Source organism: Maribacter sp. Hel_I_7 (assembly GCF_000688315.1).
GTDB lineage: Bacteria > Bacteroidota > Bacteroidia > Flavobacteriales > Flavobacteriaceae > Maribacter > Maribacter stanieri.
On record NZ_JHZW01000003.1, the window covers coordinates 1,804,227 to 1,817,280 of the forward strand.

The following is a 13,054-nucleotide window of genomic DNA, read 5'->3' on the forward strand; positions in this document are numbered from 1 at the left end:
TTTTAATATATAATTTAATGAAAAAGCTATTTATATTATTTGCCTTAATTACTGGGCTAAATACCGAAGCGCAATTAAAACCCAATTCTGAGGTTACTACCAACCCTACTATTCATAACATTGGCTTTATTACGCTATTGGCGCATTATTATGAAGATGGATTAAAATTGAATCCCCTAATCGCCACTTTTCAAGGTAATAATAGTTACAATGACACCTTACCTAACTTTCTTTCAGATGACTATAATAAAGAGCTGAAAAATTATTACACCAGTTATTTAAAAAAAGCTGAAAAATTTGACAACGCCCAACTTTCTGAAAGTGAGCAAATGTCCAAATCTATATTAAAATGGGAATGTCAAGTAAATTTAGAAGGTCTTGCTTTTGAGCAATATACTCCTATTGACCAAATGTGGTCTATGAATTTGATGATGGGTCAATTAGCTGGTGGTACAAGTGCTCAACCATTTAATACAACAGAAGATTATGTTAACTGGAGTAAGCGTTTAGAAGACTATGTAGTTTGGTTACATTCTGCAAAAACTAAAATGCAAGAAGGTATAAAAGTTAAAAATGTACTTCCAAAATCTCTTATCAAAAAAGTATTACCGCAATTAGCAAGTGTGGCAGACGTTAAGTTGGAAGAAAACTTGTTCTATTCTCCTCTTAAAAACTTTCCTGCTGAGTTTTCTGGATCAGATAAATTAAGATTGATAGAAGTTTATACGAACATTATCAACAACAAAATTATTCCTGCATATAAAGAGCTTCATGATTTTATGGCTACCGAATATCTTAATGCCGGTAGAAAAACCAGTGGCATACAAGGTATACCCAATGGCGATGCATTCTACGCTCACCAAATTAAACTGTATACGACAACTACTATGTCTGCCGATGAAATTCATGAAATTGGACTAAAAGAAGTTGCAAGAATTAGTGCTGAAATGGAAGCCGTAAAAAAACAAGTTGGTTTTAAAGGAGATTTGAAAGCATTTTTTGGGGAGGTTCGCAATAAAAAAGAACTAATGCCTTTTACCGATCCAGAGCAGGTTATTGCAAATTTCAATGATATTCATAAAAGAATGATGCCCAAGGTAAATGCGCTATTCAGCAAACAACCTAAAACGCCTTTCGAAGTAAGACGTACCGAAGCTTTTAGAGAAGCTTCTGCTAGTGCAGAATATAACCCCGGCTCCTTAGACGGTACCAGACCTGGTATTTTTTATGTTCCTATACCAGATGTTACTTCGTATAACACTTATTCTGATGAGGACTTATTTTTACATGAAGCAATTCCTGGACATCACTTTCAAATTTCCCTAACTCAAGAGAACGAAGATTTACCACAGTTTAGAAAATCTTTATGGTATAGTGCTTATGGCGAAGGATGGGCTTTGTACACAGAATCTTTAGGTAAAGAATTAGGTCTTTATAAAGATCCTTACCAATATTTTGGAATGTTGGGTGCAGAAATGCATCGTGCCGTTCGTTTGGTTGTTGACACAGGTCTTCATTCTAAAGGATGGTCTAGAGAAAAAGCTATTCAATATTCTTTAGACAACGAAGCAGAATCTGAAGCTAGTATAACTGCTGAAATAGAAAGATATATGGCAAACCCAGGTCAGGCGTTATCCTATAAAATTGGTCAACTTAAAATTATGGAGTTACGCGCAAAAGCCGAAGCTAATTTAGGTAGCGATTTTGACATAAAGGTTTTTCACGAAAAAGTACTTGAACTTGGTTGTGTACCATTAGCGCTACTTGAAGAACAATTAATGAAATGGATTTCAGCGAACACTAAAGCTTAAATTCCATTTTCCAAAAATAACTTATGGCATATCCTTGGCATTTATATCTAATGGGCACAATTTATATAATTGGCGGCATCTTGCATTTTATTAAACCCAAGGTATATTTAAGAATTATGCCACAGTACCTGCCTTTTCACAAACCTTTAGTCTTATTAAGCGGTTTAGCAGAAATCATTTTGGGTTTTGGTCTTTTTTTCAAAGTAACTAAAGACTTCTCCATTTATGGTATTATAGCTATGCTCGCGGTATTTTTATTAGTACACTTTTATATGTTGTCTAGTGAGAAAGCAGGTGCAGGTTTTCCAAAATGGGTTTTACTTCTAAGACTACCATTACAGTTTGCTCTTATGTATTGGGCATTTATATATTTAAAAGTATAGAAAACAAAAAAGGGGACGCTCCCGTCCCCTTTTTAAAATCAACTTAATTAACAACAAACTCTTCAGTATATGTTTTACCAGCAGACTTCACTGTTACTGTGTAAGTTCCTGGAAAAGCATCTGTGAAATTGAATGCTTTTTCAACAATCATTTCATCTGCTACTTCTTGTGTAAATACTGTTCTACTTTCTGTATCGTATATCTTAATAGACAATTTAGATTTATCTAAGTTTAAGTAGTTCATGAAGATCATATTATCAGTCTTTCTAAAGAAAGGCTTGATATCTTCATCAGACTCTACGATTCTCACATCATTGTTATCTAAAACAATTGTATATGAATATTCTGTCATGTTATTATCGGCAGATAGGAAATAAACACCATCTGTTAAATCTTTAAGGTTTAGTTTCTTGCTAAATTGTCCCTCGCTCATTTTTTCTGAATAAATAACATTTAAATCAGAATCCATTAACTTAACCTGAACGCCATTTACTGAAGCATCCATTGTTAAAACCACACTTTTGGCTTTACCTGCAGATAATAGGTTTAATTTTGGCTCTCTTGCCATGCCTGCTACTGTAGCTAACATAAAGGCAACAACTGTTGTGAATTTTACTAGGTTTTTCATAATAAATTATTTTAAGGGTTAATGATAATTTACACTGCAAACATACAGCCGATGTAAAGCTCTCACTACATCATATTTTCCCAATTTATGTGCTATTTTAACCACTTCACATAACCTTTCTTACCCCTATGTTAAGATTACATAGATTTTAGTTAATTTTGCAAAGAACAACTAAAATTAGATGTTTAATTTTATACTGTAACCCCTAAGTATTATGCTAAAAAATAAACCTACATTCGAAGCTATTGAGCCAGACTTTGGTCATTCTTTCACTTATCAGAAATTTGATGAGCATAAACTGAATAAAAATAATCTTTGGCATTACCACCCAGAACTAGAATTGGTTTATGTAAATGGTGGTTCTGGTAAAAGACAAATTGGTAGTCATGTATCTTATTATACAAATGGAGACCTTATATTAATAGGAAGTAATCTTCCACATTGCGGATTCACTGATGCCCTTACCGGTAATACCAGTGAAACTGTTGTACAGATGAAAACCGATTTTCTAGGCACCGATTTCTTTAAGATTCCTGAAATGAGGAAAATTGAAAGTCTTTTTAATAAAGCTAGTGGCGGAATTGCCTTTTCTGGTAAAACGAAAAGAAAGATCGGCGATAAAATGGAAGTGTTAGAATATCAAACAGATTTTCAACGTCTTCTTTCTATCCTTAATATATTAAATGACCTGGGCAATTCTGATGATATGCGCTTATTGAATGCTGAAGGATTTTCTTTTACTACCGATGTAAAAGACAATGATCGTATTAATATAGTATTCAATCACGTAAAGAGTAACTTTCGTGAAGAATTAACGCTAGAAGAAATATCAACTATGGTAAGTATGACCATACCGTCTTTCTGTAGATATTTTAAAAAAATGACGAATAAAACCTTTATACAATTTGTAAACGAGTATCGTTTAGTACATGCCTCTAAACTTTTGGCAGAAAAACCAATGAGCATTACAGAAGTTTGTTTTGAATGCGGATTCAATAACTTTTCGCACTTCAATAAATCGTTCAAGGCATTTACCGGTCAAAATCCGTCGGAATATAGAAATGAACTAAAAACTATATTGGTATAAGTTTTTACCTTATATATAGCATTAAACAATAGTAAGCTTCTAGTTGGTATCTACACATACTAATTAGAAGCTTTTTTTGAGGTACAAAAAAGTTGATATGTATTATTGCCTATTTATGTTCATTTAGTACCTTTATATCGCTATGATTAAAGAATTTACAGAAAGAGAATTAGACCGTATTATTGAAATGGCATGGGAAGACCGTACACCATTTGAAGCCATTACTTTCCAATTTGGTATTAGCGAACAAGAGACTATCGAAGTCATGCGTCGCGAAATGAAACCAAGTAGTTTTAGAATGTGGCGTAAACGCGTTCAAGGCCGTGCTACTAAACATGCCAAACTTAGATCAGATGAAATGGACCGTTTTAGATGTTCTAGACAACGAAATATAAGCGGCAATAAAATTTCTAAACGGTAATTGAGAATTACTTAAATGCTTCGTTTAGTACCGCTGCAAGACGAACTCCGCCTTTTTGCAATTGATTGGCAGCAGTATCCCACCAATCATAACTATAACGGTAACTCAATTTTTCGCCCGGCTCAACTGAAGCATATAGTTTTTCTGCCAATAAATGCGACTCTTCCACCCAGTCCAATAAACTGCCGTCTTGTAAAAATTTTATCTGTTGCTTGGACATTTTTGGATATTCTGAGGCAAGTTCAGTAAAACTCATACCGTTTTCATTGATAAGGTTAGAATCCCAAACTCTATGCAAATTGGTTCCACTACCAAACCATTGTAATTGTATATCATTTCCGCCTTTATCTTCTTCCCTACCTACGTGCATAGGCTGGTGTAAATCACCAATTAAGTGCACTAGAAATTTCAAATAGAAAGCTTTATCCTCCTTACTACTATTTTTATCCTTTATAATTTCTAAACAGGTATTAACGCCTTGTACCAAATCGCCATATTCGTTCTTCTCTATTTCTGCGTATGTTTTACCAAAAGGAATATTTACATAGTGCCAAGCGCTGAACTTACGATATGCACGATCAGATTTTATTTCATCTCCAAAATTAGCAACCGCAGCCAAGCTTTCTCCATCCAATAGCTCTGATATAGCACGTTTTGCTTTCTTACTTAAATGCTGTTCAGCAACTTCCCCTACTACCCTATGTCCTGTCTTTGACCAATACATATCATTTGCAAAGGCAAAATTCGTCACTAAAAACAATAAAATAATACTAATCTTCATCTCTAAAATTTTGCCCAAAAATAGTACAACAAATTTTAAGCTATTGTTAAAACTTGGTAAGATTGAATTTATATCTGAACTTGCACATATGAAGAAGAAGACGAGAAAACCATCTAAACGAAAAAGAAGTATTTTTAAGGTATTAGGTATAGGAGTACTATGCCTATTTGCTCTATTTTTAATTTTTGTTGGTAGTGTAAACCTCGGATTATGGGGAAAGATACCATCTAAAAAAGAACTCTCTAGCTTTCAATATCAAATGGCATCTGAGGTTTTTACTGCAGATAGTGTTCTTATTGGCAAGTATTATTTATATGATAGACAGCCAATTACTTTCAATGATTTTCCTGAACATTTAAAACATGCTTTAATCGCTATTGAAGATGAACGCTTCTATGAACATAATGGTATTGATATTAGAAGTCTTATTCGTGTAGGCTTTAAAACCATTCTTTTAGGAGACAATTCTTCTGGTGGCGGTAGTACATTAACCCAACAATTGGCGAAGAACCTTTATCCGAGGAAAGAAAGAAACAAAACAAATATCATTGTAGATAAGATCAAGGAAATGATTATTGCCAAAAGGCTCGAGAAAATATTTACAAAAGATGAAATTCTCACCAATTACCTAAATACAGTTTCTTTCGGCGATAATACTTTTGGTATTGAAAGTGCCGCTTTAAAATTCTTTAATTCTCGTACTACAGATATTTCCGCGCCACAAGCTGCTACCTTAGTGGGCATGCTTAAAGCAACTTATGGGTATAACCCCAGAGTATTTCCGGATAAAAGTTTGGGCAGACGTAATTTGGTACTACGAGCAATGTATAACAACAACTTTATCTCAGAAGAGCAAGTTGCTCAATTCTCTCAAGAAGATTTAAATCTTGACTACCGAGAGTTTGACTATAATGCGGGTATTGCACCATATTTTAGAGAAGAGGTGCGTAAAGAAATGTTACGTTGGATCAAAGAACAAAATGAAAATGATACTGATTACAATATCTATACATCTGGATTAAAAATTTACACTTCCCTAAACTATAAAATGCAAAAACTGGCAGAAGAAGTTATGGTAGACCATATGACTAAATTGCAAAATAGTTTTGAAAAGAGTTATGGTAAAAATGCGCCCTGGCTAAAAGATAAGAACCTAATGCAAAAGATAGCCAAACGAACTCCTTCCTACAAAAGATTGCAAGAATCTGGGTTATCTCATGAACAAATTATTGACAGCTTATCTAAAGACAAGAAAAAAAGAACTTTTAATTCTTGGGAAGGTGATGAAGAAGTTACTGCTAGCACAATGGACAGTATACAGCACTATACCAAATTCTTAAATACAGGTTCTTTAGCCGTAGACCCAACAAATGGAGACATCTTAGTTTGGATTGGCGGTATAAATTTTGAACAATATAAATATGACCATATTTCTCAAAGCAAACGGCAGGTTGGATCAACGTTTAAACCAATCGTTTACACCACTGCCGTAGAGCAAGGCGTTTCTCCGTGCACATATTTTTCTGCAGAAGAAATTGAATATGATAATTTAAAAGGTTGGTCTCCTTCTAATTCTGGAAGTAAAGACGAAGCTTACCTCAACTATTCTATGGAAGAGGGTCTTAGTAATTCCATAAATACCATTGCAGTAAAAGTTTTAGAAAAAGCCGGTATTGGAAATGTTTTAGAAATGGCAGCGGCAATGGGTATTGAAGATAAATTACCCAACGAAGCGTCTATTGCTTTAGGTACGGGAGAAATAAAAATTATCGATTTAGCCCAAGCATACACAAGCTATGCAAATAATGGCAAGCACATTAAACCCTATTTGATAAAGAGTATTTCTAATCATAAGGACTCAGTTTTAGTCGAATTTCAATCAGAATTGAGTAAAAAATCCGCTTTTTCTAAAGAAACTGGTCAAATTATGATTGAAATGATGAAATCCACAATTAATGATGGTACGGCATCTAGGCTAAGAACTACGTACGGACTTAAAAATGACATTGCCGGTAAAACCGGAACAACTCAAAATAATAAAGATGCGTGGTTTGTAGCCCTTACCCCTAAACTAGTGCATATAACATGGGTTGGTTTGGATCAACACGAAATAGGATTTAGTAATACTAGTATAGGACAAGGTGCAAATGCTGCCTTACCCCTATTTGGACTTTGGATGAAAGAACTGAATAAAGACAAAGATTTTTATAACTATACAAAATCTAATTTTCCAAACCCATCATCTTCAGTATTAGAATCATTGAATTGCGACCCCGTAAAACGAGATGGATTCTTTAAACGCCTCTTTAAAAATCCGAATAAAAAGAAAAGTAAAAAGTTTAATGGTTGATCGATTTATTAATCAATTTCAATTAAACTGTAATTCGTGTTATTTAATTTGATATATTTATGATATCAATTTAATATCATAAATTATGAAAATAGAAAAAACCCACAAAGCTCAAAATGGTTACTTAATGCTTTTTGTTGCTTTAGCATTATTAATTGGAGGAATAGCACTATTAAGAATTTATGTTGGTGCCTTTATGATTGTTGCCGCATTGATTATGTGTGCAGGTTTTGTATTGGTAAATCCAAATAGCTCAAGAGTTTTGCTATTATTTGGCAAATATGTGGGTACAATAAAAGAAAACGGTCTTTTTTGGACGAATCCTCTATATACTAAAAGAAGAATTTCTTTGAGGGCAAGTAACTTTGATAGTGAGCGCCTAAAAGTAAACGACAAGTTAGGTAACCCAATAATGATAAGTACTATATTGGTTTGGCGTGTTACCGATACCTATAAAGCTGCCTTTGACGTAGATGATTACCAAAATTTCGTTCGCGTACAAACAGATGCAGCTGTGCGTAAATTAGCGAGCATGTACCCTTATGATAATTTTGCCGATGAAGGTTTAGATGAAGATATAACCTTAAGATCAAGTGTTAATGAAGTAAGCGAAGCATTAGAACAAGAAGTACAAGAACGTTTATCGATGGCCGGCATAGAAGTTTTGGAAGCTAGAATAGGATATTTAGCATATGCTCAAGAGATTGCAAATGCCATGTTACGTAGACAACAAGCTACCGCTATAGTTGCCGCAAGACACAAAATTGTTGAAGGAGCCGTAAGTATGGTAGAAATGGCTTTAGAAGAATTGAGCAAGAAAAATTTGGTAGCTTTAGACGATGAAAGAAAATCTGCGATGGTTAGTAACCTAATGGTTGTTCTTTGTTCTGATAAAGATGTAGCTCCTATTGTTAATACTGGGACTTTAAATCATTGATCAGATTTCTTAACCTAATTGTTCCGAATTAATAATATTGAAAAGTTTAATTTCTAAATGAGTAAGAAAAAACCTTTTGCATTACGTGTTAACGAAGAGATGCTGCAAGCTATTGAGAAATGGGCTGCAGATGAATTTCGTAGCACTAATGGGCAAATTGAATGGATGTTGATGAAAACTTTAAAAGAAGCAAAGAGAGAACCTAAGCAAAATAAACCAAAATGAGTTTAGCACGTATTTAATCAAACAAAATGTTAAATTTGGTCAACTACCAGACTATGACCAAAATGACCAAATATTTAAGTACACTTGTACTTGTGCTTCTTTGCTTTTCTGCACATACCCAAACGAAAAATAAATCATTCGTTGTTAAAAAAGTTAATGTTGAAATAACACCAGACGGAATCTTAGATGAACAGAGTTGGTCTACAGCAGATCAGGCTAATGATTTTTGGCAATACTTTCCCTTAGACACCGTACAGTCCAAAAAACAGACTGAAATTAAAATGTTGTATGATGATGACAACCTTTATGTTGGCATTACTGTCTATACAGCTGGTAAAGATTATTCCATTCAATCTTTAAAGCGAGATTTTAGAGCTGGTAACAGTGATAACATTACGTTACTTTTCGACACGTTTAATGATGGTAACAATGCTTTTCTTTTTGGTATAAACCCATACGGAGTTCGCCGTGAAGGTCTTGTTTCTGGTGGTGGATTAAATTTAAACGGATTTACTATCTCATGGGATGTAAAATGGCGTGGGGATTCTAAAATTTATGATGATTACTACACCGCGGAAATGGTTATACCCTTAACTGCTTTCAAATTCAAAGAAGGTGAAAAAAAGTGGAGATTTAATAGCTATAGATTTGACACCCAATCTAACGAGAACAGTACTTGGATGAATATTCCTCAAAACCAGAATATCTATGGTCTAACCTTCATGGGAGATATGGTTTTTGAAAAGCCTTTAGGAAAATACAGTACTCCCCTAACCGTTATTCCTTATGTGAATATGATTTCCCAAAAAGATTATGAATTAAACGATGGCAACACCAATATAAAAGCTGGTGGAGATGCCAAGGTTGCTATTGGTAATAGTATGAACTTAGATATTACGGTCAACCCAGATTTTTCTCAGGTAGAAGTAGATGACCAAATAACTAACTTAACGCGTTTTGAGGTTTCTCTTCCTGAGAAAAGACAATTTTTTATCGATAATAGCGACCTATTTGGCAGTTTTGGTGGCGGTAGAGATGCCAATCCTTTTTTCTCTAGGCGTATAGGAATTGCTAAAGATACAGCCGACAATTCTATTGAGAACAAAATTATTGGTGGTGTTCGTTTAAGTGGTAAAGTCACCAAGAGCCTAAGACTAGGCTTTCTAAACCTGCAAACTGGTGAAGACCTAGAGGAAAATATTGCCTCCAACAACAATACCATGCTAGCTCTACAGCAATCTATCTTTGGTCGTTCTAACATTGGTATGTTCTTTATTAATAGACAAACTTTTGGAGATTACGAATTTCAAGATCCCGAAGACCGATATAATAGAGTAGCTGGTATAGATTACAATCTAATTTCAAATAACAATATTTGGAACAGTAAATTCTATCTGCATAAATCATTTGCCCATAATGCAGGAAAAGCAAATCTTTCATCCGGGGCGTTTATGCAATACAACTCTAGAAACTGGAACTTTTTTGAAGACATGGTGTATATTGGTGAAGATTTTAGATCTGATCTTGGTTTTATTCGTAGAACCGATATTTTTAAAGCAGCCACCATGGCAGAACGTGTATTTTGGCCGGAAGATAGTGCTCTACAAAGTCATAGTTTTCAATTTTTCCCAGTTATGACATGGAGTCCGGAAAATGACTTTTTACATACAGATTATGATTTAATGGGTGCTTGGGAATCTAAATTCAATGATCAGTCAGAAATCAATGTTTCCTTCACACATTCATACACCTATCTCTTTGAAGAATTTGACCCAACAGATTTGGATGATGCTATACCGTTACCTGGTCTATTAGGTTACCATTATAACTATGTTTCATTAGAATATCAATCAGACAGTAGAAAAAGGTTTGCATATTCTGTTGCGCCCACCATGGGTAGTTTTTATAATGGCGATAGATTTTCATTAAGTGCTGAAATGTTTCTAAGGTTTCAACCAAAGGTATTTTTATCTCTAGCTATGAATTATGACAGAATATCACTACCGCAACCATATTCAAGCACCGATATTTGGCTTATTAGCCCAAAAATAGATGTTACCTTTAGCAAATCTATATTTTGGTCTACACTGGTACAGTATAGTAATCAAAGAGATAATTTAGGGTTCAACTCTCGTCTACAATGGCGTTTTGCTCCCCTATCCGATTTATTTATCGTGTATAATGATAATTATTTCGTCAACTCATTTGAGCCAAAATATCGTTCCATAAATTTAAAACTCACCTACTGGTTAAATATCTAGAATGAAGTATAAAATTTTGTGTTCAGATTTAGACGGAACTTTACTTTCTACTAAAAGTGATGTTTCTAAAAATGCAATTGAACAAATTAATAAAATAAAAAACGAGACTAAGATCATACTTGTTTCTGCTAGAATGCCAAGTGGTATGCGGTATATTCAAGAAGACTTAGGTATTACCGAACAACCTATTATTTGTTACAATGGAGCTCTAGTCTTATCTGGAAACACAGAACTCACTTCAGTTTTTATTCCTACGGATATTTTAAAAGAAATTTACAAGCTGTGCAGCGAACTTGAAGCGGATTTAGGATTATACTTCAATAATGAATGGTATGTACCAAAAACTTCTTTAAGGGTTGAAAAAGAAATCAAATACACAAAATCTACGCCTGTATTTCAAGATACCGAGCATACATTAAGTAATTGGGAAAAACGTAACATAGGTGCCCATAAAATTATGCTCATGTGTACCAAAGCAAGTGCCGATAGTTTAATGCCTGCTCTTCAAAAGGAATTAGGTGTAGCTCTCAACCTATATCGCTCTAATGATACGCTTATTGAAATCGCACCAAAATCGGTATCAAAACTCTCGGCAATTAAAGCGCTGATGAAAGAAGATGAGACTTTAAATGATATTATCGCTTTTGGCGACAATTACAATGATATTGAAATGCTTGAAAATGTTGGCTTCGGAGTTGCCGTTGCCAATGCTAGAGAAGAAGTAAAAGCCATTTCTAATTACATCACTCTAGAAAATACAAAAGATGGTGTAGCCCATTATATTGCAGAAAACTTGGTTATTTAACTATATTTGAAATTAGCAACTTATCAAAATATTTATGCCATACCTTTTTGTACAACCATTAATTTCAAATGATACGGTAGTCTTTGGACTGTTAGCTCTTTGTTTAGGATTCATCTTTTATACATCAAGTTTAAAAACCGGATTTTGGAGTAAATTTTACGCTATTGTACCTGCAGTACTTATGTGTTACTTACTACCTGCCATACTAACCAGTACAGGTATTATTTCTGATGAAATATCTAATCTGTATTTTATGGCTAGCAGGTACTTACTGCCAGCTGCCCTAGTTCTAATGACACTTAGCATAGATATTAAGGCCATTTCTAATTTAGGTTCAAAAGCAATTATCATGTTTTTGACAGGTAGTATGGGTATAATCATAGGTGGACCTATAGCTATATTAATTGTATCTATTTTTTCTCCCGATACTGTAGGCGGTAATGATTTTGATGCTATTTGGAGAGGGTTATCTACTATTGCAGGAAGCTGGATCGGTGGTGGAGCAAACCAAGCTGCTATGTTAGAAATTTTTCAATACAATCCTGAAAAATATGGTGGCATGGTATTAATTGATATCGTTGTAGCTAATGTTTGGATGGCCATAGTATTATTAGGTGTAGGTAAAACAAAACAGATTGATAAATGGTTGAAAGCAGATACCTCTGCCATTGAAACCTTAAAAATAAAAGTAACCAAGTTTACTGATAAAATTACACGTGTACCTACGTTAAATGATTATATGATAATGTTGTCATTAGCTTTTGCCGCCGTAGGATTAGCGCATTTTTTTGGCGACCATATCAGTACATTTCTTACCAGTACATTTGACGCGGTAAGTGATCAAAAAAGTTTCCTTTCCTTCTTAGGTTCTGCTTTCTTTTGGATGGTTGTTATTGCTACATGTTTAGGGATAGCACTTTCTTTTACCAAAGCAAAAAATTATGAAGGTGCAGGCGCCAGTAAAATTGGCGGAATGTTCATTTATATTTTAGTTGCCACAATAGGTATGAAAATGGATTTAGGAAAAGTACTAGAAAATCCAGGATTGATAGCCGTAGGATTTATTTGGATTACCATACATGCAGGTTTAATGATATTAGTGGCTAAACTTATTAAAGCACCTTACTTCTTTTTAGCGGTAGGTAGCCAAGCCAATGTTGGTGGTGCCGCATCAGCTCCAGTAGTGGCTGCTGAATTTCACCCATCATTAACATCTGTGGGAGTACTTTTAGCGGTATTAGGCTACGTTGTAGGTACCGGTGGAGCATTACTTTGTGCTTACCTAATGGAAGTAGCTTCAAGTCTATAAGTATTCATTGTTACTAAGAAAATAAGGCTTGGCGTTCTTTATTATCAAATTTTATA

Annotated in this window: 12 protein-coding genes; 10 read left to right on the top strand and 2 right to left on the bottom strand. The window is 34.3% G+C overall.

Annotated features, from left to right (window positions below):
* The first annotated feature begins 17 nt into the window (after nt 1–17).
* Together P178_RS0119555 and P178_RS0119560 are read left to right on the top strand one after the other, a co-directional pair.
* Complete coding sequence (locus P178_RS0119555; protein ID WP_027067823.1) at nt 18–1,811, top strand: DUF885 domain-containing protein; 1,794 nt, start codon at nt 18–20, stop codon at nt 1,809–1,811.
* A gap of 23 nt (nt 1,812–1,834) precedes the next feature.
* Complete coding sequence (locus P178_RS0119560; RefSeq protein WP_027067824.1) at nt 1,835–2,194, top strand: MauE/DoxX family redox-associated membrane protein; 360 nt, start codon at nt 1,835–1,837, stop codon at nt 2,192–2,194.
* 43 nt (nt 2,195–2,237) lie between these two features.
* Here P178_RS0119560 and P178_RS0119565 read toward each other — a convergent pair whose 3' ends face one another.
* Nucleotides 2,238–2,822: a hypothetical protein gene (locus P178_RS0119565; protein WP_027067825.1), complete on the bottom strand. Its 585-nt coding sequence runs from the start codon at nt 2,820–2,822 to the stop codon at nt 2,238–2,240.
* Nucleotides 2,823–3,036: 214 nt separating this feature from the next.
* Here P178_RS0119565 and P178_RS0119570 point away from each other — a divergent pair, with 214 nt between their 5' ends.
* Together P178_RS0119570 and P178_RS0119575 are read left to right on the top strand one after the other, a co-directional pair.
* Complete coding sequence (locus P178_RS0119570) at nt 3,037–3,909, top strand: AraC family transcriptional regulator (protein WP_027067826.1); 873 nt, start codon at nt 3,037–3,039, stop codon at nt 3,907–3,909.
* A 142-nt stretch (nt 3,910–4,051) separates the two neighbouring features.
* Entirely contained in the window at nt 4,052–4,330 is a 279-nt protein-coding gene (locus P178_RS0119575; protein ID WP_027067827.1) for a TIGR03643 family protein, read from the top strand.
* Between the two features lie 7 nt (nt 4,331–4,337).
* Here P178_RS0119575 and P178_RS0119580 read toward each other — a convergent pair whose 3' ends face one another.
* The gene (locus tag P178_RS0119580; protein WP_027067828.1) at nt 4,338–5,111 is read right to left on the bottom strand and encodes a S1/P1 nuclease; all 774 of its coding nucleotides are present in this window, start codon (nt 5,109–5,111) and stop codon (nt 4,338–4,340) included.
* Between the two features lie 88 nt (nt 5,112–5,199).
* Here P178_RS0119580 and P178_RS0119585 point away from each other — a divergent pair, with 88 nt between their 5' ends.
* The 6 genes from P178_RS0119585 to P178_RS0119610 all read left to right on the top strand — a co-directional run bounded on the left by P178_RS0119585 (nt 5,200) and on the right by P178_RS0119610 (nt 12,998).
* The gene (locus P178_RS0119585) at nt 5,200–7,461 is read left to right on the top strand and encodes a transglycosylase domain-containing protein (protein WP_036147508.1); all 2,262 of its coding nucleotides are present in this window, start codon (nt 5,200–5,202) and stop codon (nt 7,459–7,461) included.
* Nucleotides 7,462–7,546: 85 nt separating this feature from the next.
* Nucleotides 7,547–8,398, top strand: coding sequence for an SPFH domain-containing protein (locus P178_RS0119590; RefSeq protein ID WP_027067830.1), 852 nt, complete (start codon nt 7,547–7,549; stop codon nt 8,396–8,398).
* Between the two features lie 57 nt (nt 8,399–8,455).
* Nucleotides 8,456–8,623, top strand: coding sequence for an Arc family DNA-binding protein (locus P178_RS22985; RefSeq protein WP_081819475.1), 168 nt, complete (start codon nt 8,456–8,458; stop codon nt 8,621–8,623).
* Between the two features lie 62 nt (nt 8,624–8,685).
* Nucleotides 8,686–10,884 (top strand): DUF5916 domain-containing protein, encoded by a 2,199-nt coding sequence (locus P178_RS0119600; RefSeq protein ID WP_027067831.1) that lies wholly within the window; start codon nt 8,686–8,688, stop codon nt 10,882–10,884.
* Nucleotide 10,885: 1 nt separating this feature from the next.
* Nucleotides 10,886–11,689, top strand: a complete 804-nt coding sequence (locus P178_RS0119605; RefSeq protein ID WP_027067832.1) for a Cof-type HAD-IIB family hydrolase — start codon at nt 10,886–10,888, stop codon at nt 11,687–11,689.
* A 34-nt stretch (nt 11,690–11,723) separates the two neighbouring features.
* Nucleotides 11,724–12,998, top strand: a complete 1,275-nt coding sequence (locus tag P178_RS0119610; RefSeq protein WP_027067833.1) for a DUF819 domain-containing protein — start codon at nt 11,724–11,726, stop codon at nt 12,996–12,998.
* Nucleotides 12,999–13,054: the final 56 nt, after the last annotated feature.